Origin of the sequence: Simplicispira lacusdiani (assembly GCF_003604195.1) — a bacterium.
GTDB classification, from domain to species: Bacteria; Pseudomonadota; Gammaproteobacteria; order Burkholderiales; family Burkholderiaceae_C; genus Simplicispira; species Simplicispira lacusdiani.
Map to the genome: position 1 here is coordinate 86,694 of NZ_QXGR01000005.1, position 26,120 is coordinate 112,813.

Consider the following 26,120-nt stretch of genomic DNA (forward strand, 5'->3'; position numbering starts at 1 on the left):
CCAAATGCGCCCGATCCTGTGGCTATAATGGAGAGCTTCGGAGAGGTGGATGAGCGGTTTAAGTCGCACGCCTGGAAAGCGTGTGTGGGCTAATCCCCACCGCGGGTTCGAATCCCGCCCTCTCCGCCAAATAAAAGCCCAAGCAGGAGACTGCTTGGGCTTTTTCTTTTTGGCTATCGTCAGCAGCACGATCCACGATGGCGCGCACCGTCAGCAGAAGCCTATTGCGGAAATGTCCGATCGGTGCGATTTCCAGGACACCACAGCGCCCCAAAAGACAAAGAAAAACCGCCACAGCCTGGGGATTCCAGAGTGTGGCGGTGTCTAGTATGGTGGAGCTGGCGGGAAGCTCCACCAATCGATACGCAAGGGGTTGATTTATAACAATATTTTTACAAAAACAAAAGCCACGAACTAAGATTTTAGTACCTTGAATGGTACCTCAACGGGGCCGAGATCTTCAGCGGATCTGAACCAGCGTCCGCAAATGTCCACCCCTCAAAACTGTCGAATCGTCGGCGCCTCCGTTCAGCCTCCAAAAAGTTGGCGCAATTTGCTTCTAACTTTTGGCTGATGTCTGAGACAGACGAAGACCCGAGCGCTGATGTCCTAGATAGTTAACCTACGGCGCAGACTCCATAACCAGGAAGCTGAGTGTCAAGTCTTGAGCTGCGTCCTTCTAGAGTTCAAGCACAAACATGAATGGCTGAACGACAGGCCGATCAGCCAGGCTCAATGGTACTCATAGTCTGTAGACTCAAAGTCATCATATTGTGACCATTGTGTCGGAGGCGAAAAATTGCCTGATTCCGACATATTGCGAGCCTTCGGCCTAGCGCTGAAATACCACAGACAAGCGTCAGGCCTATCCCAAGAGGCCTTGGCGGAGCTTTGTGGTCTGCATAGAACCTATGTCGGTGGCATTGAGCGTGGGGAACGAAATCTTGGATTGCTCAACATCTTTGCAGTCTGCGACGCTTTGACCATTGCACCGGAGGCCATTTTTCGCACTACCAGTCTATTTCTTAACGACGAGGGAGTGCGACCTGATGAACTTTTGCGGAAAAACGATCCCAACGCGAGCTAACGCAAAATACGACCCAGAAGACCTACACCGCTGTCACCTTCACAGTGGTCACGCCGGAAGGTGTCAAGAGTATCCCTATCTCGACCACTTGGCTGGAGTGGCGCCCAAGGTAAAGAATAAAGTTGTCAGAGACGCCACTAAGACTACTGGTGCGGCATGGAAAAGCGATGATGCGGGGCCAAACCGAATCTCTCGCTGGGTCATGATGCTAGACGACGAAGAGTTGCTCGCCCTCGGCATCGATATGTCGAAATTGAAGCCAGGTATCGTTGCTAAGCTTCGGGAAAAGTCCGCCAGTTACGACGACTGCATGGCAAGTGCCAAATACCTTACTTACCTTGTCTATGGTATGGCAAATGCCCCCATTCCAGATCAATACACTCGGCAGTACCTCGAAGCACTTTTCGGGCCTATCAATGCTGGCACGACCTCTTGTCTCATATGCAAGAGCCAGCTGGATTTCGCTGATTTCAGCGAGGCACGGCGCGGTAGGGCAGAAATAGAGACGGCCCACGCTCAGCCTCGGCTCCACACGCCTGGCAATGTTGGATTCGCCCACCGTGACTGCAACATAGCTCAAGGCGACAAAACACTGCCAGAGTTCTATGAGTGGATCGCAGGTATCCTAGAGCGTAGAAGACATAGCGGAGGCTAGAGTTCGATGTCCGGGCCGGCCATTCGCTTCATCTCAGAAAGCAACTTCGACCGGCCTTGGAGCGTTGCCCTGAACTGTGCGATCCGTTCCCTCCATGGACCTTCTCCAATTAGCAGTGGAATTTTGAGTTCCATCAGTCGACTTCCTAGTGTTCCTAGAGTGGACTGAATGAACACTAGTCCTCGCAGCCGAAGCTTCACGGAGGGAAGGTTAAGAGCAAATAGCAAGGAGTATGGATCGAGTTTGCTCTTGTCGTTAACACTAATGATCCGAAGGTGGCTTTGTGCGATGCAGAGGGCCGAGTGCTCATCGAGTATTGCCGTTGTGCCGATGCGGTACCTACCGTCGACGACCATCAGAATATCCCCCGGTTGCAAATTCTGCGCCGATGCATATTGCTCATAAACCTGCTCGCTGACCGACTTCGTCGGATCCGCAGAAACTTCAAAGTTAGAGATATCGGAAGTACGAATGAAGGGGATTTCGCCCGTCCCGTAGGCGTCCGACCCGACTTCGTGCCCTTTCCTGACTGAGATCAACCCCTTCTTGACAAGATCACCCAACGTGACAAGCTTGGCATTACTGCCAAGCCACTCCTCTGGGGCACCCTTATCGCTCTTGTAGTAGTGGTAGCGCGGGACAAGGTACTCTGACTCATTTAGGTCAACGTTGCGCCACAGATCGGAGCCATCGTTAGAGTAAGCGGTCGCAATATGGGGAAAGTCATCTGCGTGAGCCTCGCCAGTGGCCTTGACAGATCTGCCTCGCCTGTCATGCCCACAGTTGATTGCTACCGCTACTTTGGTTTTCTGCTTGGTTGGGCTCCCGGGCAACTCTGACTTCCTAAAAAATAGAACGTTGGTTTTTGTATCTGTTCCAGGTTGGAAGGCGGTACGCGGACAATCAAGCAGGGCATCGATGCTTCCCTGTTGTCGTAACCAAGTCCAGACATATGCAGTTTGCTTATTGCCGAACATCCCCTCTGGAAGAACTATTCCCAGCCTGCCACCCGGCCGCAAAACACGAATACAGAACTCCAGAAATAGTACCTGAGGGTCTTCACTTGCGCAAAGTGCCCCGGTCGCAGTCCACCCACTAGTTTTTGATTGACTCCAAACGTGCCCGAAGCTGTAATTAGACAGGATGCTAGGCTCTTTGATACCAATCTTTGCGCCAAATGGAGGATTGGTCAGTACAACATCAAAGCCATCTGATGGATTTGAACCTGTGGATGCTCGCCATTCCTCAAAATCCAGCGAGTTGAAGTTATGAATCTCCGCTCGCTGACCTGCCAACACGGTTAGAAGCGCGCTAGAGAGTCGCGCTAGGCCTGAGTCCTTGTCGACGCCAATTAAGCCTCCATTAGCTGCCTCCTTACCGTGCTTGTGTGCTTGGTAAAGAAAAGTTTCTGCCAAGAACCCCCCTGTTCCCACACACGGGTCCAGTACCCGCTCCCATGGCTTTGGGTCAAGAATCTGCACCATCCCTTGAACAAGCGACTTCGGAGTGAAAAATTGCCCTTTTTCGCCTCGAAGACGGGGGCCAATGAGCGCCTGAAAGGCCTCTCCGATCAGATGGGCTGGCGCCTTGGCTAGGTCTAGGTCTGCCATTTCGCTAAGCGACCGACGAAGGGAGGCATCGTCCAGCGCGAACCGCTGTCCAGTGCCGAGCAGCTTTGGGAACACCGAAGTCAATAGCGGAAGCAGATTGGTGTTCGCATCGCCACCGTCGGCAACAAAACTCTCGATTACGGCGCGTCGTCCGGTCTGGTCAGCCGAGAGTTTTGTTAGCAGTAACAGCGAGAGGTCTTCGATGATTGCCTCTGCACGACTTGCCTTGCTATTACTGTAGAGATGGTAGTAGATGCGCTTGAATACCTCCGGAAGGTTCTGATTCATGCTGGTAGCAGAGCCGAGCGAAAGACCGAGTTGGGAGGCATCAGAAGGAGACGTGACAGACATTGAACACTTTTAGTAGCATCACACGATGTGTTTGATTCTACTCTCTGATGTTGAGTATCGCCACAACAGCAAACTGTTTTGACCTCACAGCACCAATCCACCGGGCAACCGTTTTGGCCGCTGTCTCCTCACTACAAGGCAATCGAACAGCGACCCCGCTGTGAGCTTCTGCGTTGGGTCGTCCACCAGTAATCGAGCCGCCTCATCCAACTCGTGCACTGTGATGCCCAGCCCCTCGGCTCTTTGAAAGAATTTTGTACTGACTTGTGTGTCAAGGTAAGAGAACTGCGGATACAGAGCGCGAATCCTCTCCCTGATTTGCCCCGCGTTTAGATTGGGGCTACTCCCTCTAAAAGGCGCCACCGCAAGGTGGCGGGGTTCCCCTAGGGGCTCCGTCGGAGCCCCTGCGCTGCAGACATTCGGGAACGCGCTACGCGCGTTCCCGTCCTGTACTGACTCATGTACTGAAAAACTGTCTTGACCTACGGTCTTGATCAGTACTGATTGAATGGGGTCGGGCTGCTCAAAATCCTCGAATTCATGCGGGTTCGCAACGAAATCAGACATAGGGACTGTCGGCAACTTCTCGGGGCTATTGCCGCCGTTTTCTATCGAGGTTGCCGGACTGGGTGCCGACTCGTGGTCGTCCCAACCCCAATCATCTTCATCGTCATCTGTTGCATCTTGAACCGTTGACCTAGGGGCTTTGAACGGTTCTGCGTATGCCTGTGGTGTGTACTCGTCTGGAAGAATCGACTCGTTTTGCGGCGCGCCTTCGGCGTCTGGCACCGTGGGGCGCAGCGCCCGCATTGGAGACATGGGCAGGCGCAAGGTCAGACCCTCTTTGCGGTTCTGCACATCCGCCACCAGTCCAGCTTGTTCTAGCCGCTGGATGATGCGTGCCACCTCTTTGCCGTCAATGATGTTGCTGGCTGTACTACGTCCTTGTGTCGTCGGGATAGCGACACGGTCAGCAATGGACTCATAGGTCAGCTTTTGGCGCCCGAAGGCGCCCACTACACCAGTACGAAAGTTGGCGAGCCATTTAAGCTCGAAATAGACCCGCAGGCTGCGCAGGCATACGCCCTGCAAGGCGGCGGTTTCCGCCTTGTTGAAGCTGATGTACGCCTCGGCTTTGGGTTTTGTGTCGGTGGGGCGTTGCGCCGCCCCGGTCGTTTTTCCTTTCTTTGTTGTCATGGGTTCCTCCTTGTTGTTGACTCAGCCGAATCGCCTGCTTGGCGTGTGGTGTTGGGGTGGGATGTAGTTGGGGTCCAGATTGCCCTGCTCCCTGCGTCGCTCGCGGAATGCCGCCAGTTGCGATGGCTGGACGGGTTTCCCAGTGAGCGTCACTGACTCGACGCGCAGTTGCTCCTTGACCGTATCCAACACTCCCGCTTGCATTGCGTCGGCGGGCTCCACGGTCATGCCCGTTTTGAGGGCTTCGAGCATGGCTGCGCGTACAAAGTCAGGGTGGCCGGTGAAAGTCACGGATTTCCACTTCTTGACCTTCGCCATGCGCACCAACATCTGCGCCGCCTCTTGGTGGCTCATGTGGTGTGCTGTGACAGAAGTGCCGTTGTCACGGATGGCTTTGGGCTTGTCGAAGTACAGAACCGCACCGCCTGTGTGCTGATGGATGTTGTGCAGGCTGACGCCAAACGCCTCCCGCATGGCTTCACTGTATTGCGGAGTCATCAGTTCGCGCCTGCGCTCCCGGCGATAGGCGTCGGCCGCTCGCTTGGAACTGTGCCTGGGCTCCGGCTGCATCATGGTCATAGCGACCACCGGCAGGTCGATAACTGGGATGCCCTGGACTGGGTCGGCGACCATGCTTGGTGCTGGTTCGTAGGCGTCGTCTTGTAGATTTTGGGTTTTGTCGGTTGTGTTCATGTGTGTCTCCTTTTGGTGTTTTCTTTTTGAGCCTGCTCCGGGTTGTTCAACCCTGTGCAGGTGGTATTGACGCTCCACTTCACGCAACAACGTCTCGATACGGCGGTAGTCGTTGGAGTCCGAAATGGCCTGCCCCTGTGCGTTGATGCGGCAGATGACCATATGGACGTGGTCGTGGTCGGTGTCGTTGTGCCGGATGAACTTCATCGGGCACCCTTCGTAGCCCAGCCCGTGGGCGACGAAGTTGCAGATGTCTGACCAATTTTGGTCGGACAAGGTTTTGTCCTGCGGGTGTGCAGACAACGGCAGGTGCAGGATGGCTTTCCCCATCTTGGGGCGCAGCCTGCGTATGGCGCCGATTTCAGCCGCCATGTCGCGGGGAGTGATGCCTGCCAACGTGCCGCCGATGATGCTGGCGCGCTCTCCGTTGAGCAGGTATTCAAGCAGCCCTCGGGCGCCCTTGCCTTTAATTGCCTTGCCAATCACGTGGACTCCCCTTCGGCGATGGCGTCATGCGTCAGCAGTTGCAGCCGCAAAGCACGAACGGCATCGCTGAGTTGTAGGACTGTGGTGGCGTCTACGCCTGTGGCGTTGCCGCTGGCAATGGCATGAGCAAGCTGGTTAAGGTTGGATGCCCACCGTGCAGCCTCTTGCCATGCCTTGATGTTCAAGGCCGGTGGTGGCGCTTGAATGCGTTGACTTAATGCGGCTTTGCGGATGTATGTGGATACCGGTAGATTCAACCGCCTCGCCCTAGTGGTAATCGCTTCGCGCTCGGCTTCGTTCAGATACAGGTCAAAGCGTTCGCGCAAGACCTGCCGGGGTAATAGTGGTTGTGCCATGGATGCCTCCCTTCTTCTTTTTGTATGGCTGGCGTGCCAGCGAGCGTTCTGCACGGGTTTAGAACCCGGTGCAGAACATTGCTCGCTGCACACCCTTCAGACACTTACCTCCTTCAACAGAGGAAAGCAAGGGGGGCCGGAAAAGAAGGGACAAACGGAGGGTGCCGCCCGGGCGGCACCCAAGCTAGCAAGACCGCATTAACGAAGAAGAGAGGGTTGTTCCCACATGCCGTTGATCCAAGCAACCAGCTCACCGTCAATGCCCCATGGGTGAAGAAGTGCCTGCATTACGGGCCATACCCCATGGATGAAATAAAGGTGCTTCAACGGTTCGTCACCGACAAATAGTGCCAGCCTGTACATGGAAAGCAGCACAGCCACATCATCGACGTTCAGTCCTGCAACGGTGTTCGTAGCATTGGGTATGGTGGGTGGCAAATTCACCAAGGGCTTGTAGTAGGCAGCGATGACATTTTTCTGCTTGCCGCGTTGCCAATCAATGAAATCAACGCCATCGAGTGTGATGGGGTAGTACTGAGCAATTACGCGCACGATGTACGCACTCAATGGGGGGCGATGTTTCTCCAGGCCATGCAGTTCTTTGACGTGAAGTCTGATGACGCGCATCGAAGCCTCGATGGTGCCGCCCATCACCTCCCAGAGTGGGTACTGGCCTGGCCCGTGATGATAGATGTCACTTGTGCCTGGGTAGTACCGCTCGACGATTTTTAGTGTCTGATGGGATGGCGACACATTTCCCGACCTGATGCGGTCTATCCGAGGTGGTTGAAAAACCTGGTGCTCTACAAGCAAAGTGGCTGATCTCTTCACCCAACTGGCGTCAAAAGAGTTTTGACTACTTGCATTTGCGGCGTGTAGGACCGCACTTCCCCAAGCCGCTGATTTGAAGCGCTCGACAGCATCACGATTTTTTCGTCCGGCCACTGCTGCTCCCATTGTCCTGTGTACTCCGACAGCACACGGGTGAATTATTTCAAACTCTTCTTTCTACAGGAGGAGTCGCAGGTGATCGAGGAGTTTTGCGCAGCCACGAAATAGAGCCATTTCGTGTCGTATCCGTTAAGTGCTCATCTCCGGAGAATTCATTCCACAGCGAGTTGCTGTGTCAAATGAAAGGACGCTTATGAAAAATACGAAACACAAAGCAGCACACGAAAACGTCTCGGTGTCTTACGCAGAAAACGATCAAGCAGCAGCGCCTAAGGTGGAAATTCACCCTGCTGCGAAACTGCTCCCAGCAATGGATGAGTGTACCTACGTCGCCTTGCTCGCTGATATCCAGCAGCACGGGGTGCGTGTTCCGATCGCCTTGCTGGATGGGCAAATCATTGATGGCCGCGCACGCTATGACGCTTGTGTAGAGCTGGGGATCACGCCACCGTTTTGCAATGTCTCGTCTGGTGCGGGCGGTGGTGAAGCCTCTGTTATTTCTCTGAATCTTTTGCGCAAGCACTGGACTGAGGGGCAGCGTGCCTTGATGGCTGCACGTCTTTCCACTACTTCGCTGGGCTCCAACCAGCAGAGCATCGGCGCTGTGACGCAAGGTGAGGCGGCAAAGCGTTTTGCCATCTCGGTTGATTCCCTTCAGCGCGCGCAGAAGATCATTCAGAAGGGCAATTCCGATTTGATCCAGCATGTTGAGAAGGGCGACGTCACCCTTAAAACTGGTGAGGCTGCAGCCAAGTCCTTGTCGAACGCAACCATCAAGGAGATCTTGAAATCGCCTGCGGGAAGCAACTACGGGAAGAAGATTGCGTTTGCAGTTTCGGCAGCAAAGCAGCGTACTGCCGAGGCGATCGCAAATGTCGGACTCAGCTCTGAGCGGGCAAAGGCTGCGGCCAACACTGTGGAGCTGCCGATTGGTGAGTCTCGTTATGGCGTCATCTATGCAGATCCACCGTGGGACTATCTTGGTAAAGACAAAGCGCCGTACCCGACGATGTCGATTGAAGAAATTTGCGACATGGAGGTGAACAAGCTCGCCGCAGATGATGCAGTCCTTTTTCTCTGGATTCCAAACAGTCAACTGAGGAAAGGGCTTCAGGTCATCGAATCCTGGGGCTTTGAGTACAAGACCAATTTTGTGTGGGACAAGCAGATCCCAGGCGCAGGGGTTTTCCACGATGCGCGCCACGAGCTGATCTTGATGGCCACTCGTGGCAAGGGAAATGGCTTCGTTGTGGCGAATCGCCCAACTTCGCTCATTCGCGAAAAGAAGGACAGTCAAATCCATAGCCGCAAGCCCGAGGAAGGGTACGTTCTGATTGAGTCGATGTACCCAACGCTGAGCAAGATTGAGTTGTTCTGTCGGGGCGTTCCTCGCCCAGGCTGGGAGGGTTGGGGCAATCAATGCCTGAACCGTCCCGAATTGACTGCTGACGCCGTTGGCCTGCCCAAGAAACTCGCCAAGGCAAGCAAGAAGGCCAAAAACGATGCAGTCATTGCCCAAGCCGCCTGAGAAAGACAGTCAATGAACAGGGACACATGACTTGTGCCCTGTTCATTTTTGCTTCACACGAATAGGAGAACACCATGAACCAAACGCAATCTCTCGACCAACATCCCTTCGCAGAATTTATGGCGCTGATGAACCATCAGATCGACTGGGACGATATTGATGATGGCGACATCGGAGACTATTTTTATCAGACTTATCAGCGCGCCGACGACGGCTTCACTTTCCATGTGATCGAGAACACGCTGTGTTCCTCTGAGTGGTACCTCAGCCACGACAAGAACGTCAACAATCGCGATAGCTGGATTCCGATCACTCGTCTCATGGGCTACCTCATCACCAGCATTGATGTGGCGAATTGGATCGAAAACGTGCCTACACCCGAGATCTGTCAGGAATGCAGTGAGTTGTTCGAAGAGTATGAAGAGAATCCAGAGGACCTTGCCCTCGAAATGCTCAACGCGGGACGCGACCCGCAGCAGGTATCCAAAGAATTTGTCATCGCATGGCTCAAGGGCCGGAAAGGCCTGCAGGCAAAAGAACGTACAAGGTCCCTTTGAATCTCATGCCCATGCGAGCGCTTTCCGCATTAGGAGGCTTTACCTGCTCGCATCTGGTTTCGACGAGTTTTTGGTTTCAAAGACACACCTTGAACGGTGTTGTCTTTTGCCGCGTCACGTCTTGCTCTCGCTGCACGGTTGACAAAGAACCTCTTGTAGTAGGAGTCGCAGTCACCCTGTTTGTACACAGGGAGTTCAAGCATGGGCAACGGCAAACGGTTGAGCAGGCTCAGTTTCGCTTCATAGTGAAGCTCATGGGCGTAGGTTCTTTCGAACGTGCCCTCACGCGCATGGCCTGTGAGTGAAACAATATGCATGCGTTCTGCATTCGACTGATTGAACAGTTGATGACAGAACCAGTGTCGAAAACTGTGGAAGACTTTGCGCGGGTCTTTGATTTTGACCTTGTCTCGCAGATAGCGTGAAAAGAACTCCGAGACGGTATCCCCGTAGCCAGAGGCTTTGGTGTAGACCAGACTTGGAAAAACGCGCTGATGGCCCAAGCGACGCAGGTCTTCCAGATAGCACAGAAAACCCATTTCGATCAGCCTAGGATGCATGGGTATTGAGCGCAAAGCGCTTTCATTCTTCACCCTCTGATCCGTCCGCTTGGCGAGGATCATGAATCGCCACGCATCAGGTTTGCCTGGAATGTCATTGACGATGTCGTCAAGATAAAGTTGAGAAATTTCGTTGACTCGAGCCCCAGTCATCAATGCAATCAATGGGGGCCAGAATGTGTGTGGCATCGTGCGGGTCTTGTAGAGCTGGGAAGAAAAAATTTGCTCCAAGTCCTGCAAGTCAAACGGCAACCGTTCCGCCAAAGATTCCGTTGCCCCCCCCTTCGTCATCTTCCTCTTGGGAGTTCTGCCAGAAAACGGATTGTCGTGCCCCATGTAACGACGTCGCTTGCAGAAAGAGAAGAACGCCGAAAGTCGAATCACATGCTTGGTGACCGTGCTTTCGGAGATGTGCGGTAACTGCTCAATTTGGACGTGGTGGGTGGCCTGCAAAAAGCTGATCTTGCGCCAGAGATCACGGTTTTTCTTGTCCTTCTCAGGATTGCGAGGCAACCATTTCACCCGCTCCATGAACTCATCAACGATCCTGGGTGAATAGTCGTCTGGAGGCAGGTCTCCCGCAATGTCCTTCAGTATTTCCAAGGCTCGCAAGCACTCATCCACGTACTTTGTTGTACTGTTGGACCTCTCGAGGTGCTCTTTGAATGCAGCCACGCGATGGGACATCGGCGCAGCATAGTCGGGCGAAAGTCGAAAAACGCTCTTTGAACTACCAACATTGCCCGCTGCGACTGCTACCTCCGCGACTTGTGGAGCAATAACGGGCGCCATCGGTGGCTGGAAAAGGTGAGGCATGTGCTTGCGGGCAAGCACCGCATCACGCTCGTTGTTGATTACAACCTCTTCAACCTGGCCTGTGAGTGGATCGCTGCGACGGATGGTCAGATCGCGGGCTCCACCCGTCTTAATAGTCTGGATGATGTCCGAGACCCTGGGCTCTGACATGAGCAACTCCTTGCGCAGTTGGCGAAACAGGTCGCCCAACGCCACGGCGTACCGTGCAGCGATAAGACGGGCTTGGTCTTTATCCCAGACTGCCAGAGACCTGACAAGGTAGCGTTGCCCAATGACGGATCGCAGGTCGGTCGGGATGAACACCCGACAGTACAGCCCGTCTTTACGGGCCATAAGCCAAGGGGAGGGCATTTTGGTACCTCATTTGGTACCCCTTGGCGCCTGTCGATTCATGTTTTTACCATGAAAATCAACAGGTTACCTTCAAAATGGTGGAGCTGGCGGGAATTGAACCCGCGTCCGCAAGCCTTCATCGGGCAGATCTACATGCTTAGCGGTCTGCTTTGGATCTCACCCGGAACAACGCGCAGCCGCACGCTTCATTCCAGGCCAGCACCCTTGTTTCTCGCTCAATGCCAAGGTACCCGGCACCAAGCCAGCTGATGTGAATTCCCTTGCAGCCTGGAGGCCTTGCGACCCCCTTGCCCAGCCCATCAGCGTGCTGTTGCAAGGCTCACCGGATTAAGCGGCGAGTGCGAAACGTTCGTCGTTTGCAGTTAGTTTTTTGAATGCAGATTTACGAGCGCCACTCAAGCTCGGCATGCACCACGCCGATTCCGAACCCACGTCGAAACCAGGGCAGCCCCTCAGTACCCGATTTTAGGCCAGGTCCAGCAATTGCAAGAGGTCGAGGGGAAAATTAATCTCGGCGTGGGCGCCCCAGCGCCTCACGTCGGCCTTGTTGCCCAGGTATCCGTAGCATGCAGCCACGGTGCCCATGCCTGCGGCCAAGCCCGCGACCACGTCCCTCTCGTCATCTCCCACATACACGCACTGCGCCGGGGCCAGGCCCAGCCGGCTTGCGGCTTCGAGCAGAGGCGCCGGATGCGGCTTGGCATGGGGCGTCGTGTCGCCGCTGACAATGGCGCCCGCGCTAGCGAAAAGGGGCATGGAGCGGGCCAGCGGATCGGTGAAACGCGACGACTTGTTGGTGACAACCCCCCAAGCAAGCCGGTGCTGGACCAGACACCGCACCAGCTCGGCCACCCCTTCGAACACCTGTGTGCGGTGGGTCATGCATGCCTGGTAATTGGCAAAAAACTCCTCGCGGTAGAGGGGGAAGTCCGCATGCTCGGGCGTGATGCCGAAAGCCTCGCCCAACATGCCGCGCGCGCCAGCACCGGCCATCGGGCGGTAGCGGTCCAAAGGCAGGGGCGGCAGGCCGCGATCGGTGCGCATTTTGTCGGCAGCAGCCCCCAGGTCGGGAGCGCTGTCTATCAGCGTGCCATCCAGGTCAAACAGCACGGCACGGATATCGGTGAACATCTTCACCCTTCAGGCAGGGCGACGCGTGGCGAACAGGTAGTTCACGTCCGTGTCTTCATTGAGCCAGTACCGGCGGGTGAGTGGGTTGTATTGCAGGCCCTTGGTCTGCAGCACATCGAGCCCGGCGGTGCGGCAACTGGCGGCCAGCTCGCTGGGGCGGATCAACCGGGCGTATTCGTGTGTTCCACGCGGCAGCATGTTCAGCACGTATTCCGCGCCAACAATGGCCAGCATGAAGGCCTTGGCATTGCGGTTGATGGTGGAAAAGAATACCCAACCACCCGGCTTGACGAGCTGACCGCAGGCCTTGACCACGGAGGCGGGATCAGGGACATGCTCCAGCATCTCCATGCATGTCACCGTATCAAAGCTGCCAGGCTGCTCGGCGGCCAGGGCCTCCACGCTGACCTCGCGATACTGCACACGCGGTGTCTGCGCCTCCAGGGCATGCAGTTGCGCCACGCGCAAGGATTTCCCCGCCAGATCAATGCCGAGCACATCCGCCCCCTTGCGGGCCATGGCGTCAGCCAGGATACCGCCGCCGCAGCCGACGTCCAGCACCCTCTGGCCGTGCAGTGGAGAAAGACCATTGATCCATTCCAGCCTCAAGGGGTTGATTTCGTGCAGGGGCCGGAATTCGCTTTCAGGGTCCCACCAGCGGTGGGCCAGTTCCGAGAATTTGGCCAGCTCGGCCGGATCGACATTGAGGGTGTTGTTCATGACGGTGTATTGTCCAGCAAGCGCCTGGGCGCCCCATAAAAAAAGCCCCGTTACCGGGGCTTTTTTCAGAATCTCGGAAGAGATCAGTTGGCGCGGGTGCCGACCACTTCGATTTCCACGCGACGGTTCTTGGCGCGGCCTTCCTTGGTCTTGTTGTCGGCCACGGGCTGCTTTTCGCCCTTGCCTTCGGTGTACACGCGGTTCTTTTCGATGCCCTTGGACACCAGGTAAGCCTTCACGGCTTCGGAACGGCGCACGGACAGCTTCTGGTTGTAAGCGTCAGAGCCCACGGAGTCGGTGTGACCCACGGCGATGATGACTTCCAGGTTGATGCCCTTGACCTTGGAGACCAGGTCGTCCAGCTTGGCCTTGCCTTCGGGCTTCAGCACAGCCTTGTCGAAGTCGAAGAATGCGTCGGCGGCGTAGGTCACCTTGGAGGCAACGGCGGGAGCAGGAGCTGGCTTGGCAGCAGGTGCAGCAGCAGCGGGTGCGGGAGCAGGCGCGGGAGCAGCAGCGGGTGCGGGAGCAGCCAGGGCACCGTCGCAACCAGCGGCGGCGGTGGCGGGCGTCCAGGAAGCGTCGCGCCAGCACAGTTCGTTGGTGCCGTTCTTCCAGACCAGTTCGCCGGAGCCGTTCTTCCAGTTGTCGATGGTTTGTGCGCCAGCGGCGGTTGCAAGCACAGCCGACGCAACCAGCATTGCCACTTTGTTCAGTTTCTTCATGGTTCTCCTCTTTTCGGGAAAAAGCCGCAGCCGCGCGGCGAAATATACGACGTCGCCGGTGACCACCACCAAAAACGTTGAAATTGATTGTGCCATACGTAAACACATGGTGTGACCCAACGCCTTGACATGACCGTAGGACAAAAGCGCAATCGCCACGATGTGTTGCTCGATAGCCACAAGCGCTTGCCCCTAAAATGGTCGTCCCTTGCCGCCTTCACGCATGCCCCATGACCCAGTTCGCCAAAGAGACCCTGCCCATCAGCCTTGAAGAGGAGATGCGCCGCAGTTACCTGGATTACGCCATGAGCGTGATCGTGGGCCGGGCCCTGCCGGACGCGCGCGATGGTCTCAAGCCCGTGCACCGGCGCGTCCTCTACGCCATGCACGAGCTGAACAACGACTGGAACCGGCCCTACAAGAAGTCGGCCCGTATCGTTGGCGACGTGATCGGTAAGTACCACCCGCACGGCGACTCGGCGGTGTACGACACCATCGTTCGGATGGCCCAGGATTTCTCCTTGCGCCACATGCTGGTGGACGGCCAGGGCAATTTCGGATCGGTGGACGGCGACAACGCCGCCGCCATGCGTTACACGGAAATTCGCTTGGCGAAGATCGCCCACGAAATGCTGGCCGACATCGACAAGGAAACCGTCGATTTCGGACCCAACTATGACGGCAGTGAAAAAGAGCCGCTGGTGCTGCCCAGCAAATTGCCCAATCTGCTGGTCAACGGCTCGGCCGGCATCGCCGTGGGCATGGCGACCAACATTCCGCCGCACAACCTCAACGAGGTGGTGGACGCGTGCCTGCACATGCTGCGCAACCCGGACACCTCCATCGACGAGTTGATGGAGATCATCCCGGCGCCCGACTTCCCCACCGCCGGCATCATCTACGGCATCAACGGCGTGAAGGACGGCTACCGCACCGGCCGCGGCAAGGTGGTGATGCGCGCCAAGTGCCACTTCGAGGACATCGACAAGGGCCAGCGCCAAGCGATCATCGTGGACGAGCTGCCTTACCAGGTCAACAAGAAGACGCTGCAGGAGCGCATGGCCGAGCTGGTGCACGAGAAAAAGCTCGAAGGCATCAGCCACATCCAGGACGAGAGCGACAAATCGGGCATGCGCCTGGTGATCGAACTCAAGCGCGGCGAAGTGCCCGAGGTGGTGCTCAACAACCTGTACAAGCAGACGCAGCTGCAGGACACCTTCGGCATGAACATGGTGGCCCTGGTGGATGGCCAGCCCAAGCTGTGCAACCTCAAGGACCTGATCCAGGTCTTCCTGCAGCACCGCCGCGAAGTGGTGACGCGCCGCACCGTGTTCGAGCTGCGCAAGGCGCGCGAGCGCGGCCATGTGCTCGAAGGCCTGGCCGTGGCACTGGCCAACATCGACGACTTCATCGCCATCATCCGCAACGCGCCCACGCCGCCCGTGGCCAAGGCCGAGCTGATGAACCGCGCCTGGGACAGCAAGCTCGTGCGCGAGATGCTGACCCGCACCCGCGCCGACGGCGGTGTCGTGAATGCCGACGACTACCGTCCCGAGGGCTTGGAGCGCGAATTCGGCATGGGCCAGGACGGCCTGTACCGCCTGTCGGACACGCAGGCCCAGGAAATCCTGCAGATGCGCCTGCAGCGCCTGACCGGCCTGGAGCAGGACAAGATCGTCGCCGAGTACAAGGACGTCATGGCGGTCATCGAGGATCTGCTCGACATCCTGGCCACGCCCGAGCGCGTTTCCACCATCATTGGCGAGGAACTGACAGCCATCAAGCAGGAGTTCGGCCAGCACAAGCTGGGCGCACGCCGCAGCGAAGTGGAATACAGCGCACAGGACCTCTCCACTGAGGACCTGATCACCCCCACCGACATGGTGGTCACGCTCAGCCACACGGGTTACATCAAGAGCCAGCCCCTGTCCGAATACCGCGCCCAGAAGCGCGGCGGGCGCGGCAAGCAAGCCACGGCGACCAAGGAAGACGACTGGATCGACCAGCTTTTCATCGCCAACACGCACGACTACATCCTGTGCTTCTCCAACCGGGGCCGCCTGTACTGGCTCAAGGTCTGGGAAGTGCCGGCAGGCTCGCGCGGCTCGCGCGGCCGCCCCATCGTCAACATGTTCCCGCTGCAGGACGGCGAAAAGATCAACGTGGTGCTGCCGCTGACCGGGGAATTCCGCAGCTTCCCGGCCGACCACTACGTGTTCATGGCGACCAGCATGGGCACCGTGAAGAAGACCGCGCTCGACGAGTTCAGCAACCCGCGCAAGGGCGGCATCATCGCCGTCAACCTCGACGAGGGCGATTACCTCATCGGCGCCGCACTCACCGATGGCCAGCACGATGTGATGTTGTTCTCCGACGGCGGCAAGGCCGTGCGCTTCGACGAGAACGACGTGCGCCCCCTGGGCCGCCAGGCGCGCGGCGTGCGCGGCATGATGCTCGAAGACGGCCAGAGCGTGATCGCCATGCTGGTGGCCGAGGACGAAACCCAGAGCGTGCTGACCGCCACCATCAACGGTTTTGGGAAGCGCACCAGCATCACCGAATACACCCGCCATGGCCGGGGCACCAAGGGCATGATCGCCATCCAGCAAAGCGAGCGCAACGGCAAGGTCGTGGCCGCCACGCTGGTGCATGCCGACGACGAGATCATGCTCATCACCGACAAGGGTGTGCTGGTGCGCACCCGCGTGAGCGAGATCCGTGAACTCGGCCGCGCCACGCAGGGCGTGACGCTGATCGCCCTGGACGAAGGCTCCCAGCTCAGCGGCCTGCAGCGCATCGTGGAAAACGACGCCAACGCCGCCGAGAACGCCGAATCCGAAGACACGCCGCCCTCCACCGACGAATGACCCCCATCCGCCCCACTCCGGGGCGGATGATTGCTATTATTTTTATAGCTTTAGACGCTTGATTCAAAAGCATCAGAGCCATTTTTCACGATCAACCATGCAACGCCCCTACAACTTCTCCGCCGGCCCGGCCGCCATTCCCGCCGAAGTCCTGGAGCAGGCCGCCGCCGAAATGCTGGACTGGCACGGCAGTGGCATGGGCGTGATGGAGATGAGCCACCGCGGCAAGGAGTTCATCTCGATCTACGAGCAGGCCGAGGCCGATCTGCGCGAGCTGCTGGCCGTGCCCTCCAACTTCAAGATCCTGTTCATGCAGGGCGGTGGCCTGGCCGAGAACGCCATCGTGCCGCTGAACCTCTCGCGCGCCGCCACCGTGGACTTCGTCGTCACCGGCAGCTGGAGCCAGAAGTCGCAGAAGGAAGCGCGCAAATACGCCGCCGAGGTCAACGTGATCGCCTCCGGCGAGGCCAGCGGCTTCACCACACTGCCCGACCCGGCCAGCTGGGCACCCAGCCGGGGCGCCAGCTACCTGCACATCTGCAGCAACGAAACCATCAACGGCGTCGAGTTCCACGAGCTGCCCGACCTGAAGGCCCTCGGATGCGATGCCCCGCTGGTGATCGATTTTTCGTCGCACGTGGCCTCCCGCCCGGTGGACTGGTCGCGCGTCGGCCTGGCCTTTGGCGGCGCGCAGAAGAACCTGGGGCCGGCTGGCCTGACCCTGGTCGTGGTGCGCGAGGACCTGCTGGGCCACGCCCTGGCCGCCTGCCCCAGCGCCTTCGACTACAAGACCGTGGCCGACAACCAGTCCATGTACAACACCCCGCCCACCTGGGGCATCTACATGGCGGGCCTGACCTTCCAGTGGCTCAAGCGCCAGCGCGAGGGCGCGGCCAGCGGCATCGCCGCCATGGAGCAGCGCAACATCGCCAAGGCGAAGCTGCTTTACGAGGCCATCGACCAATCCCAACTTTACATCAACAAAGTGGCGCCGAACTGCCGCTCGCGTATGAACATACCCTTCTTCCTGCGCGACGAGACCCGCAACGACGCTTTCCTGGCCGGCGCGAAACAGCGCGGCCTGCTGCAACTCAAGGGCCACAAGTCCGTGGGCGGCATGCGCGCGAGCATCTACAACGCCATGCCGCTGTCCGGCGTGCAGGCGCTGGTGGACTACATGCGAGAATTTGAGCAGCTGCACGCCTGACCCCGCCCCTCAATGAACACACCCCAAGCATCCCCCGAGCTGGCCAGCCTGCGCGTCCAGATCGACAACATCGACCAGCAGCTCCTGACCCTGCTGAACCAGCGCGCGCTGGTGGCCGAGCGCGTCGGCGAAGTCAAGAAGCGTGAAGGCACGCCGTTCTTCCGCCCCGACCGCGTGGCCCAGGTCATCGAGAAGATCACCGGCGCCAACCCTGGCCCGCTCAAGGGCGCGCATGTGGCCGCCATCTGGCGCGAAATCATGTCGGCCTGCCTGGCGCTCGAATCGCCCCAGCGCGTGGCCGTGCTGGGCCCGGCCGGCACCTTCTGCGAGCAGGCCGCCATTGAATACTTCGGCGGCGCGGCCGACATCGTGTACTGCGCCAACTTCGACGAGGTGTTCCACGCCACGGCCTCGGGCAGTGCCCAGTTCGGCGTGGTGGGGGTCGAAAACTCGGTCGAGGGCGTGGTCACGCGCTCGCTCGATCTGTTCCTGCACACGCCCACGCACGTGGTGGGCGAGGTCAGCCTGCTGGTGCGCCACAACCTGCTGCGCACCACCAATACGCTCGAAGGCGTCGAGGCTGTGCTGGCCCATCCGCAGGCCCTGGCGCAATGCCAGGCCTGGCTCTCCAAGCACCTGCCGCACGCCGAGCGCCGTCCGGTCTCCAGCAACGCCGAGGGCGCGCGCCTGGCGGCCACCAACCCGGCCTGGGCCGCCCTGGCCAGCGACCGCGCGGCCACGCAATTCGGCCTGCACATCGTGGCCCATGCCATCCAGGACGAGGCCTACAACCGCACGCGCTTCGCCATCATCTGCCTGCCGCACACGCTGGACACGCCGCCGCCCTCGGGCCACGACTGCACCAGCCTGATCGTCTCGGTGCCCAACCAGCCCGGCGCGGTGCACGACCTGCTGGTGCCGCTCAAGAAGCATGGCGTCTCGATGACGCGCTTCGAGTCGCGTCCGGCGCGCACGGGCCAGTGGGAATACTATTTCTATATCGATATCGACGGCCACCCGAGCCAGCCCCATGTCAATGCCGCGCTGACCGAATTGCGCAGCCTGTGCGCCTACTACAAGGTGCTGGGCACCTACCCGGTGTCGTCATGATGGCCTCCCACCCCGGCTCCGCCCTGTCCATGCAGCCACAGCCCGGCGCTGCCCCCTCGGAATCTCACCATGTTTGAACAACTAGGACTCATTGGCTGCGGCCTGATGGGCGGGTCGTTTGCACTGGCACTCAAGCGCGCGGGGCTGGTGCAGCGCGTGGTCGGCTACAGCAAATCCCCCTCCACCACCGACCGCGCCCGCCAGCTTGGCGTGATCGACGTGGAAGCGCCCTCGGCCCTGCTGGCCGTGGCCGGTGCCGACATCGTGCTGCTGGCCGTGCCCGTTTCCGCCACCGAGGCCACGCTCAAGGCCATCAAGCACCTGATCACGCCGCAGATGCTGGTCATGGACGTGGGCTCCACCAAGGCCGACGTGGTCATGGCCGCCGAACGCGCGCTGCGCGACAAGGTGGGCTCGTTCGTGCCCGCCCACCCCATCACAGGCCGCGAGGTCTCGGGCGTGGAACATGCCGAGGCCGATCTCTACACCGGCCGCCAGGTCATCCTGACGCCCACGGAGCGCACGCTCACGGCCCAGCTGCAGCGCGCCGAGGAGGTCTGGACGGCCCTGGGCTGCCGTGTCACCAGCATGTCGCCCGAATCGCACGACGCGGCCTTCGCCGCCGTCAGCCATCTGCCGCACCTGCTGGCGTTCTCGCTGGTCAACAGCATCACCGGCCAGCCCCACGCCGACACCTTCCTGTCGCTGGCCGGGCCAGGTTTCCGCGACTTCACGCGCATCGCCGCCAGCGACCCCAAGGTCTGGCGCGACATCCTGCTGGCCAACCGCGAAGAACTGCTGGCCCAGTCCAGCCTGTTCCAGCAAACCCTGCAGCGCCTGGAACAGGCCATGCGCGAGGGCAATGCCCAGGCCATCGAGGACATGCTCACCCTGGCCAGCGAAACCCGCGCGCACTGGCGCATGGGTGCGCAGCGCACCTCACGCCACAAATAAATGTTCACCACGGCCTTTCTCGACCTGCCCCCACTGGACTCCGCCGCAGGCGAGGTGCAGCTGCCGGGCTCCAAAAGCATTTCCAACCGCGTGCTGCTGCTGGCCGCGCTGAGCAACGGCACCACCACGGTGCACGACCTGCTGGCTTCGGACGACACCCGCGTCATGCTCGACGCCCTGCGCCAGCTCGGCTGCGGCGTGGAGGAAGACGGCACCGAGGTGCGCATCTCCGGCCTCGGAGGCCGCGCGCCACGGTCCCCCGCGAAACTGTTCCTCGGAAACGCCGGCACGGCCATGCGTCCACTCACCGCCGCGCTGGCCCTGCTGGGTGGTGAATTCGAACTCGGCGGTATCGCGCGCATGCATGAACGCCCCATCGGCGATCTGGTCGATGCCCTGCGCCAGCTCGGCTGCCAGATCGACTACCTGGGCAACGACGGCTACCCCCCCCTGCGCATCGCCCACACGGCAGGCGTGCCAGCACTGCAACTCGCCGCGCCCATCCGCGTGCGTGGCGATGTGTCGAGCCAATTCCTCACCGCCCTGCTCATGGCCCTGCCGCTGGCGGCCACCCAGCAGGACGTGGTGATCGAGGTGGTGGGCGAACTCATCTCCAAGCCCTACATCCACATCACGCTGCAACTGCTCGAACGCTTCGGCATCCGCGTGGCGCATGAGAACTGGCAACGTTTTACCATTCCCGCCGGCTGCCGCTACCAATCGCCGGGCCACATCCATGTCGAGGCGGACGCTTCTTCTGCTAGTTATTTCATAGCACTTGGCGCAATAACATCCTGCCCGGCAGGCCAAAAAGGCATCAAGATCCTGGGTGTGGGCCTGGATTCGATCCAGGGCGACATCCGCTTCGTCGAGGCCGCGCGCGCCATGGGCGCACAGGTCACCGGCGGCCCCAACTGGCTGCAGATCGAACGCGGCGCCTGGCCCCTGAAAGCCATCGACCTGGACTGCAACCACATCCCCGACGCCGCCATGACGCTGGCCGTGATGGCGCTCTATGCCGAAGGCACGACCCGGCTGCGCAACATCGCGAGCTGGCGCGTCAAGGAAACCGACCGCATCGCCGCCATGGCCACCGAGCTGCGCAAGCTCGGCGCCACCGTGGAGGAAGGCGCGGATTGCATCACCGTGACGCCGCCGGCCACCGTGGCCGACTGGAAGGCCGCCAGCATCCACACCTACGACGACCACCGCGTCGCCATGTGCTTCTCGCTTGCCGCTTTCAATCCGGCCGGCCTGCCGGTGCGCATCGAAGACCCCAAGTGCGTCGCCAAGACCTTCCCCGATTACTTCGAGGCCCTGTTCTCGGTCGCCCGGACGGCCCCCGAGCGCATTCCCGTGCTCTGCATCGACGGCCCCACCGCCTCGGGCAAGGGCACCGTGGCCGCGCTGGTGGCCCAGCGCCTGGGCTACGCCTTCCTCGACTCCGGCGCGATGTACCGCATCACCGCCCTGGCCGCCACGCGCGCGGGCCTGGCCATCGACACCGGGCACGAGGCGCAGATTGCCGCGCTGGCACGCCAACTCCCGGTGCGCTTCGAAGGCGGCAAGATCTGGCTGGGCAGCGATGACGTGACCGAGGCCATCCGCACCGAGGAGGCCGGCATGAACGCCTCGCGCGTCTCGGCCCTGCCCGCCGTGCGCGAAGCCCTGGTGGACCTGCAGCACGGTTTTCGCCGCCTGCCGGGCCTCGTGGCCGATGGCCGCGACATGGGCACGGTGATCTTCCCCGGCGCGCCCCTCAAGGTCTACCTCACGGCGAGCGCCGCCTGCCGCGCCGAGAGGCGCCACAAGCAGTTGATTTCAAAGGGATTAACGGCTAGAATCGAAGACCTTCGTGCGGATTTGGAGGCGCGCGACGCACGGGACATGTCCCGCAGCGCCGCCCCCTTGAAGCCCGCGCAGGACGCCCTGCTACTGGACAGCTCCGAAATCACGGTCGAACAGGCCGTGGACCGGGTGCTCGGCTGGTGGCAGGAGCGGCAGCCTTTCACGCCCCGCGCGCAAGGCTGACAACAGGCCCACCCGGCCCCCCGCCGCGCAGCAGCGCACGGCCAGGTGGTTCTATAACTTAACCTGCGGAATCCCCGCAAAACCACCGCAAGCAGCTATAAAAACGGTAGCAATAGTGCTGCCGGAATCCTGTTTGTGGCAAGGAAACACATGTCCGAATCTTTTGCCGCCCTTTTTGAAGAATCCCTGCAGCGTACCGAAATGCGCCCGGGCGAAGTTATCACCGCCGAAGTCGTGCGCGTGGAACACAACTTCGTCGTGGTCAACGCCGGCCTCAAGTCCGAAGCCTACGTGCCGCTGGAAGAATTCAAGAACGACAAGGGCGAAGTCGAAGTCCAAGTGGGTGACTTCGTCTCGGTGGCCATCGGCTCCATCGAAAACGGCTACGGCGACACCATCCTGTCGCGCGACACGGCCAAGCGCCTGGCTTCCTGGATGAGCCTGGAAAAGGCCCTGGAATCCGGCGAATTCGTCACCGGCACCACCTCCGGCAAGGTCAAGGGCGGCCTGACCGTCCTGGTCAACGGCATCCGCGCATTCCTGCCCGGCTCGCTGATCGATACGCGTCCGATCAAGGATCTGACGCCGTACGAAAACAAGACCATGGAATTCAAGGTCATCAAGCTGGACCGCAAGCGCAACAACGTGGTGCTGAGCCGCCGCGCCGTGGTCGAAGCCTCCATGGGCGAAGAGCGCGCCAAGCTGATGGAAACCCTGAAGGAAGGCTCCATCGTCCAAGGCGTGGTCAAGAACATCACCGAGTACGGTGCGTTCGTGGACCTGGGCGGCATCGACGGCCTGCTGCACATCACCGACATGGCATGGCGCCGCGTGCGTCACCCCTCCGAAGTGGTGACGGCTGGCCAGGAAATCACCGCCAAGATCCTCAAGTTCGACACCGAGAAGAACCGTGTGTCCCTGGGTCTGAAGCAGATGGGCGACGACCCCTGGATGGGCGTTTCGCGCCGCTACCCCCAGAGCACCCGCCTGTTCGGCAAGATCACGAACATTGCCGACTACGGCGCGTTCGTCGAACTCGAACCCGGCATCGAAGGCCTGGTGCACGTTTCCGAAATGGACTGGACCAACAAGAACATCGCCCCCAGCAAGCTGGTCTCCCTGGGTGACGAAGTCGAAGTCATGGTTCTGGAAATCGACGAAGACAAGCGCCGCATCAGCCTGGGCATGAAGCAGTGCAAGGCCAACCCCTGGCAAGAGTTCGCGCAGAACACCAAGCGCGGCGACCGCGTCAAGGGCCCGATCAAGTCGATCACCGACTTCGGCGTGTTCGTCGGCCTGGCCGCCGGCATCGACGGCCTGGTGCACCTGTCCGACCTGTCCTGGAACGAAGCCGGCGAAGCCGCCGTGCGCAACTACAAGAAGGGCCAGGAAGTCGAAGCCATCGTGCTGGCCGTGGACGTGGACCGCGAACGCATCTCCCTGGGCATCAAGCAGCTCGACGGCGACCCGTTCACCACCTTCGTGACCGTGAACGACAAGGGCCAGACGGTGACCGGCAAGGTCAAGACCGTGGACGCCCGTGGCGCCGAGATCGACCTGGGCGACGACATCATCGGCTACCTGCGTGCTTCGGAAATCTCCCGCGACCGCGTGGAAGATGCCCGCAACGTGCTCAAGGAAGGCGACGAAGTCACGGCCGTGGTGGTCAACGTGGATCGCAAGACCCGCAACATCCAGCTGTCGATCAAGGCCAAGGACATGGCTGACCAGAACGAAGCCATGCAGTCCCTGAGCCAGCAATCGGCCCGCGAAAGCGCCGGCACGACCAGCCTGGGCGCCCTGCTGCGCGCCAAGCTGGACAATTCCGACAAATAAAGCGCCCAGCGCGTCGGATAGCACTGGCCGGGTGGGCGCACAATGCGCCCACCCGGCCATTTTTCCTGAAGAAAAGACCAGTCATGACCCGATCAGACCTCGTCGAAGAGCTTGCCGCCCGGTTCAGCCAGCTCACCCACCGCGATGCCGAGTACGCCGTCAAGACCCTGCTGGACGCCGTGGGCGAAGCCCTGGTGCGCGGCCACCGCATCGAGGTGCGTGGCTTTGGCAGCTTTTCGGTCAACCACCGCCCCCCGCGCATGGGCCGCAACCCGCGCAGCGGCGAAGCCGTGGCCATTCCGTCCAAGCGCGTGCCGCACTTCAAGCCGGGCAAGGCCCTGCGCGAGGCCGTGGACCAGCGCACCGCCGAGATGAAAGACCAGGGCTGAAGCGCCAGAAGCTATCGAAAATATAGCTGTTAGCGCTTAATGCACAAGGCGAAACGACCAATTTGGCAGTATTTTCCGTGTGTTCACTCGCCGTGCGCGAGCCGGCTCTTAGAATTCCCCCACCACCGGGGAGACACATGAAATACCTCCTGTGGCTGCTCAAGGCAGCCATTTTTTTTACCCTGTTCGCCTTCGCCCTGAACAACCAGCAGGATGCCACCGTGCACTTCTTCTTCGGCACGCAGTGGCGCGCACCGCTGGTGCTGGTGGTGCTCGCCGCCTTCGCCGCAGGGCTGGTGACCGGCGTGCTGGGCATGGTGCCCCGCTGGTGGAAGCACCGCAGCGCGGCACGCCTGGCGCAACAGCAGGCCCTGCAGCCGATGGCCAGCGCCCCCACACCCACCCCGAACACCGAAACCACCCCGCCCCATGGAATTTGATCCCGTCTGGCTGCTGCTGGGCCTGCCCCTGGCCTTCATGCTGGGCTGGGGCGCATCGCGCATCGATCTGCGTCAGCTGCGCGCCGAGAACCGCAGCGTACCCAAGGCCTACTTCAAGGGTCTGAACTTCCTGCTCAACGAGCAGCAGGACAAAGCCATCGACGCCTTCATCGAGGCCGTGCAAAACGATCCCGACACCTCCGAGCTGCATTTCGCCCTGGGCAACCTGTTCCGGCGCCGCGGCGAATACGACCGCGCGGTGCGCGTGCACGAGCACCTGCTCTCGCGCGGCGACCTGGAGCAGAAGGACCGCGAACGCGCCCAGCATGCCCTGGCCCTCGACTTCCTCAAGGCCGGCCTGCTCGACCGCGCGGAAACCGCCCTTGCCCGCCTGGAGGCCACGCCCTTCGAAGGCCAGGCACGGCTGGCGCTGCTCGCCATCTATGAACGCTCGCGCGACTGGCCGCGCGCGGCCGCCATCGCCTGCAAGATGCATGGCGCCAGCCAGGGCGACTTCAGCACCCGGCAGGCGCATTACCTGTGCGAACAAGCGCTCGAACTGGCCAGCAAGGACCCGCTTGGCGCCTGCGCCCTGCTCGAAAAGGCCCGCGACGCGGCCCCCGACGCCCCACGCCCCCGTATCGAGCTGGCCCGCCTGCAACAGCGCCAGGGCCGGCCGGAGGCCGCGGCCGCCACGCTCAAGGCCCTGGCCGGCGAGGCCCCGGCGGCCCTGCCGCTGGCTGCGGCCCTGCTGGTCGAGACATCGCAGGCCAGTGGCCAGACGGCCCAGGCGCTCGATCTGCTGCAACGCCACTATGCCGCCTCCCCCTCGCTCGACGTGCTCGACGCCATCGTGACGCTGACGGCCGCGACACCCGGGCAGGCCGACGGGCAGGGCCGGTTGTGGTACCTGCGCCATCTGGAGAGCGAGCCCTCGCTGGTCGCGGCGGCCAAGTGGATCGCCGGCGAGCGGCTGGAACATGAGCAGTACCATCCCCAGGTGCAGCGGGCGCTCGACCACGCCACCCTGCCGCTCACCCGCTACCGCTGCGCGGCCTGCGGCTTCGAGGCGCGCCAGCATTTCTGGCAATGCCCCGGCTGCCAATCCTGGGACAGCTACCCGGCACGGCGCGTCGAGGAACTCTAACCATGCGTCCGCGCCGCCTCTTGCTCGCCGTTCTTGCCTGCTGGTGCTGCATCGGCGCCGCGAGCGCCGCCGTCGAGGCCAACCAGGCCAGCGAGGCCGAACTCGACGGCGTGCGCGGCATCGGCCCGGGCCTGTCCTCGCGCATCATCGCGGAACGCCAGAAAACGCCCTTTCGCGACTGGGCCGACTTCATCGGCCGTGTGCCCGGCGTGGGCGCCTCGCGCGCCGCCCGGCTGTCGGCCGAAGGCCTCACCGTGGGCGGGCAGGCCTACGGCACGCCCGCCCCGGCCGCCAAGGCCGCTTCTCGCTGAACAGTGGGCATTTCTGGGCGGCGGCATGTCCAATGCCGTCAATGCGCTCAGGTT

At 60.6% G+C, this 26,120-nt stretch carries 23 protein-coding genes, 1 tRNA gene and 1 other RNA gene; 15 read left to right on the top strand and 10 right to left on the bottom strand.

All coding sequences use genetic code 11. The annotated features are described in order from the left end of the window. The first annotated feature begins 39 nt into the window (after positions 1-39). From D8S75_RS08250 to D8S75_RS17950, 3 genes are all read left to right on the top strand, one after another. A tRNA-Ser gene (locus tag D8S75_RS08250) sits at positions 40-129 on the top strand. Between the two features lie 688 nt (positions 130-817). Continuing rightward, positions 818-1,087: a helix-turn-helix domain-containing protein gene (locus D8S75_RS08255; protein ID WP_269813998.1), complete on the top strand. Its 270-nt coding sequence runs from the start codon at positions 818-820 to the stop codon at positions 1,085-1,087. Continuing rightward, positions 1,050-1,742 (top strand): hypothetical protein, encoded by a 693-nt coding sequence (locus tag D8S75_RS17950; RefSeq protein ID WP_370807494.1) that lies wholly within the window; start codon positions 1,050-1,052, stop codon positions 1,740-1,742. The genes D8S75_RS08255 and D8S75_RS17950 overlap by 38 nt, the downstream gene beginning before the upstream one ends. On the opposite strand, the gene D8S75_RS08265 is transcribed toward D8S75_RS17950, so the two are convergent. From D8S75_RS08265 to D8S75_RS08275, 5 genes are all read right to left on the bottom strand, one after another. Then, a complete protein-coding gene (locus D8S75_RS08265; RefSeq protein WP_198673169.1) occupies positions 1,739-3,703 on the bottom strand; it encodes an N-6 DNA methylase in 1,965 nt (654 codons plus the stop codon). The genes D8S75_RS17950 and D8S75_RS08265 overlap by 4 nt on opposite strands. An 84-nt stretch (positions 3,704-3,787) precedes the next feature. Continuing rightward, the gene (locus tag D8S75_RS17440; RefSeq protein ID WP_157982618.1) at positions 3,788-4,900 is read right to left on the bottom strand and encodes a hypothetical protein; all 1,113 of its coding nucleotides are present in this window, start codon (positions 4,898-4,900) and stop codon (positions 3,788-3,790) included. A 21-nt stretch (positions 4,901-4,921) separates the two neighbouring features. Beyond that, the gene (locus D8S75_RS08270; RefSeq protein ID WP_119965770.1) at positions 4,922-6,079 is read right to left on the bottom strand and encodes a relaxase/mobilization nuclease domain-containing protein; all 1,158 of its coding nucleotides are present in this window, start codon (positions 6,077-6,079) and stop codon (positions 4,922-4,924) included. Beyond that, entirely contained in the window at positions 6,076-6,435 is a 360-nt protein-coding gene (locus tag D8S75_RS17445; protein ID WP_157982619.1) for a plasmid mobilization protein, read from the bottom strand. The genes D8S75_RS08270 and D8S75_RS17445 overlap by 4 nt, the downstream gene beginning before the upstream one ends. Positions 6,436-6,633: 198 nt before the next feature. Further along, positions 6,634-7,086, bottom strand: coding sequence for a hypothetical protein (locus D8S75_RS08275; RefSeq protein WP_119965771.1), 453 nt, complete (start codon positions 7,084-7,086; stop codon positions 6,634-6,636). Positions 7,087-7,579: 493 nt separating this feature from the next. Between D8S75_RS08275 and D8S75_RS08280 the strand changes: the two genes are divergently transcribed. Next, positions 7,580-8,914, top strand: a complete 1,335-nt coding sequence (locus D8S75_RS08280; protein WP_119965773.1) for an MT-A70 family methyltransferase — start codon at positions 7,580-7,582, stop codon at positions 8,912-8,914. 74 nt (positions 8,915-8,988) lie between these two features. Further along, positions 8,989-9,471: a hypothetical protein gene (locus D8S75_RS08285; RefSeq protein WP_119965775.1), complete on the top strand. Its 483-nt coding sequence runs from the start codon at positions 8,989-8,991 to the stop codon at positions 9,469-9,471. A 29-nt stretch (positions 9,472-9,500) separates the two neighbouring features. On the opposite strand, the gene D8S75_RS08290 is transcribed toward D8S75_RS08285, so the two are convergent. The 5 genes from D8S75_RS08290 to ompA form a co-directional block, all read right to left on the bottom strand. Then, positions 9,501-11,198: a site-specific integrase gene (locus tag D8S75_RS08290; RefSeq protein WP_119965776.1), complete on the bottom strand. Its 1,698-nt coding sequence runs from the start codon at positions 11,196-11,198 to the stop codon at positions 9,501-9,503. A gap of 78 nt (positions 11,199-11,276) precedes the next feature. Then, positions 11,277-11,653, bottom strand: a transfer-messenger RNA (tmRNA) gene (gene ssrA, locus D8S75_RS08295). Positions 11,654-11,666: 13 nt separating this feature from the next. Beyond that, entirely contained in the window at positions 11,667-12,332 is a 666-nt protein-coding gene (locus D8S75_RS08300; protein WP_119965778.1) for an HAD-IA family hydrolase, read from the bottom strand. A gap of 9 nt (positions 12,333-12,341) precedes the next feature. Then, positions 12,342-13,052 carry a bifunctional 2-polyprenyl-6-hydroxyphenol methylase/3-demethylubiquinol 3-O-methyltransferase UbiG gene (gene ubiG, locus D8S75_RS08305; RefSeq protein ID WP_119965779.1) on the bottom strand — a complete coding sequence of 237 codons (711 nt, stop codon included), beginning with the start codon at positions 13,050-13,052 and terminating at the stop codon, positions 12,342-12,344. Between the two features lie 83 nt (positions 13,053-13,135). Beyond that, the gene (ompA, locus tag D8S75_RS08310; RefSeq protein ID WP_119965781.1) at positions 13,136-13,774 is read right to left on the bottom strand and encodes an outer membrane protein OmpA; all 639 of its coding nucleotides are present in this window, start codon (positions 13,772-13,774) and stop codon (positions 13,136-13,138) included. A 230-nt stretch (positions 13,775-14,004) separates the two neighbouring features. Between ompA and gyrA the strand changes: the two genes are divergently transcribed. From gyrA to D8S75_RS08360, 10 genes are all read left to right on the top strand, one after another. Continuing rightward, on the top strand, positions 14,005-16,641 hold the full coding sequence (gyrA, locus tag D8S75_RS08315) for a DNA gyrase subunit A (RefSeq protein WP_119965782.1): 2,637 nt from the start codon (positions 14,005-14,007) through the stop codon (positions 16,639-16,641). A 97-nt stretch (positions 16,642-16,738) separates the two neighbouring features. Continuing rightward, a complete protein-coding gene (serC, locus tag D8S75_RS08320) occupies positions 16,739-17,848 on the top strand; it encodes a 3-phosphoserine/phosphohydroxythreonine transaminase (RefSeq protein ID WP_119965784.1) in 1,110 nt (369 codons plus the stop codon). A 12-nt stretch (positions 17,849-17,860) separates the two neighbouring features. Next, complete coding sequence (gene pheA, locus D8S75_RS08325; RefSeq protein WP_119965785.1) at positions 17,861-18,958, top strand: prephenate dehydratase; 1,098 nt, start codon at positions 17,861-17,863, stop codon at positions 18,956-18,958. A gap of 69 nt (positions 18,959-19,027) precedes the next feature. Beyond that, positions 19,028-19,912: a prephenate dehydrogenase gene (locus D8S75_RS08330; RefSeq protein ID WP_119965787.1), complete on the top strand. Its 885-nt coding sequence runs from the start codon at positions 19,028-19,030 to the stop codon at positions 19,910-19,912. Beyond that, complete coding sequence (locus D8S75_RS08335) at positions 19,913-21,943, top strand: bifunctional 3-phosphoshikimate 1-carboxyvinyltransferase/cytidylate kinase (RefSeq protein WP_119965788.1); 2,031 nt, start codon at positions 19,913-19,915, stop codon at positions 21,941-21,943. A gap of 135 nt (positions 21,944-22,078) precedes the next feature. Next, complete coding sequence (gene rpsA, locus D8S75_RS08340; RefSeq protein WP_269813995.1) at positions 22,079-23,779, top strand: 30S ribosomal protein S1; 1,701 nt, start codon at positions 22,079-22,081, stop codon at positions 23,777-23,779. Positions 23,780-23,862: 83 nt separating this feature from the next. After that, positions 23,863-24,168 carry an integration host factor subunit beta gene (locus D8S75_RS08345; protein ID WP_119965791.1) on the top strand — a complete coding sequence of 102 codons (306 nt, stop codon included), beginning with the start codon at positions 23,863-23,865 and terminating at the stop codon, positions 24,166-24,168. A 137-nt stretch (positions 24,169-24,305) separates the two neighbouring features. Next, positions 24,306-24,608, top strand: a complete 303-nt coding sequence (locus tag D8S75_RS08350; protein ID WP_119965793.1) for a LapA family protein — start codon at positions 24,306-24,308, stop codon at positions 24,606-24,608. Beyond that, positions 24,598-25,755, top strand: a complete 1,158-nt coding sequence (gene lapB, locus D8S75_RS08355) for a lipopolysaccharide assembly protein LapB (RefSeq protein ID WP_119965795.1) — start codon at positions 24,598-24,600, stop codon at positions 25,753-25,755. The genes D8S75_RS08350 and lapB overlap by 11 nt, the downstream gene beginning before the upstream one ends. A gap of 2 nt (positions 25,756-25,757) precedes the next feature. After that, the gene (locus D8S75_RS08360) at positions 25,758-26,066 is read left to right on the top strand and encodes a ComEA family DNA-binding protein (RefSeq protein WP_119965797.1); all 309 of its coding nucleotides are present in this window, start codon (positions 25,758-25,760) and stop codon (positions 26,064-26,066) included. The last annotated feature ends 54 nt before the right edge of the window (positions 26,067-26,120 follow it).

Excerpts from the sequence above, each read along its gene's own strand:
- pheA (WP_119965785.1), top strand. The coding sequence starts at position 17,861 with ATGAACACACCCCAAGCATCCCCCGAGCTGGCCAGCCTGCGCGTCCAG.
- D8S75_RS08290 (WP_119965776.1), bottom strand. The coding sequence starts at position 11,198 with ATGCCCTCCCCTTGGCTTATGGCCCGTAAAGACGGGCTGTACTGTCGG.
- D8S75_RS08265 (WP_198673169.1), bottom strand. The coding sequence starts at position 3,703 with ATGTCTGTCACGTCTCCTTCTGATGCCTCCCAACTCGGTCTTTCGCTC.
- D8S75_RS08280 (WP_119965773.1), top strand. The coding sequence starts at position 7,580 with ATGAAAAATACGAAACACAAAGCAGCACACGAAAACGTCTCGGTGTCT.
- ompA (WP_119965781.1), bottom strand. The coding sequence starts at position 13,774 with ATGAAGAAACTGAACAAAGTGGCAATGCTGGTTGCGTCGGCTGTGCTT.
- D8S75_RS08335 (WP_119965788.1), top strand. The coding sequence starts at position 19,913 with ATGTTCACCACGGCCTTTCTCGACCTGCCCCCACTGGACTCCGCCGCA.
- D8S75_RS08275 (WP_119965771.1), bottom strand. The coding sequence starts at position 7,086 with ATGGGCGGCACCATCGAGGCTTCGATGCGCGTCATCAGACTTCACGTC.
- D8S75_RS17440 (WP_157982618.1), bottom strand. The coding sequence starts at position 4,900 with ATGACAACAAAGAAAGGAAAAACGACCGGGGCGGCGCAACGCCCCACC.
- D8S75_RS17950 (WP_370807494.1), top strand. The coding sequence starts at position 1,050 with ATGAACTTTTGCGGAAAAACGATCCCAACGCGAGCTAACGCAAAATAC.
- gyrA (WP_119965782.1), top strand. The coding sequence starts at position 14,005 with ATGACCCAGTTCGCCAAAGAGACCCTGCCCATCAGCCTTGAAGAGGAG.
- D8S75_RS08350 (WP_119965793.1), top strand. The coding sequence starts at position 24,306 with ATGAAATACCTCCTGTGGCTGCTCAAGGCAGCCATTTTTTTTACCCTG.
- ubiG (WP_119965779.1), bottom strand. The coding sequence starts at position 13,052 with ATGAACAACACCCTCAATGTCGATCCGGCCGAGCTGGCCAAATTCTCG.
- serC (WP_119965784.1), top strand. The coding sequence starts at position 16,739 with ATGCAACGCCCCTACAACTTCTCCGCCGGCCCGGCCGCCATTCCCGCC.
- D8S75_RS08360 (WP_119965797.1), top strand. The coding sequence starts at position 25,758 with ATGCGTCCGCGCCGCCTCTTGCTCGCCGTTCTTGCCTGCTGGTGCTGC.
- D8S75_RS08285 (WP_119965775.1), top strand. The coding sequence starts at position 8,989 with ATGAACCAAACGCAATCTCTCGACCAACATCCCTTCGCAGAATTTATG.
- D8S75_RS17445 (WP_157982619.1), bottom strand. The coding sequence starts at position 6,435 with ATGGCACAACCACTATTACCCCGGCAGGTCTTGCGCGAACGCTTTGAC.
- D8S75_RS08345 (WP_119965791.1), top strand. The coding sequence starts at position 23,863 with ATGACCCGATCAGACCTCGTCGAAGAGCTTGCCGCCCGGTTCAGCCAG.
- D8S75_RS08300 (WP_119965778.1), bottom strand. The coding sequence starts at position 12,332 with ATGTTCACCGATATCCGTGCCGTGCTGTTTGACCTGGATGGCACGCTG.
- D8S75_RS08330 (WP_119965787.1), top strand. The coding sequence starts at position 19,028 with ATGTTTGAACAACTAGGACTCATTGGCTGCGGCCTGATGGGCGGGTCG.
- lapB (WP_119965795.1), top strand. The coding sequence starts at position 24,598 with ATGGAATTTGATCCCGTCTGGCTGCTGCTGGGCCTGCCCCTGGCCTTC.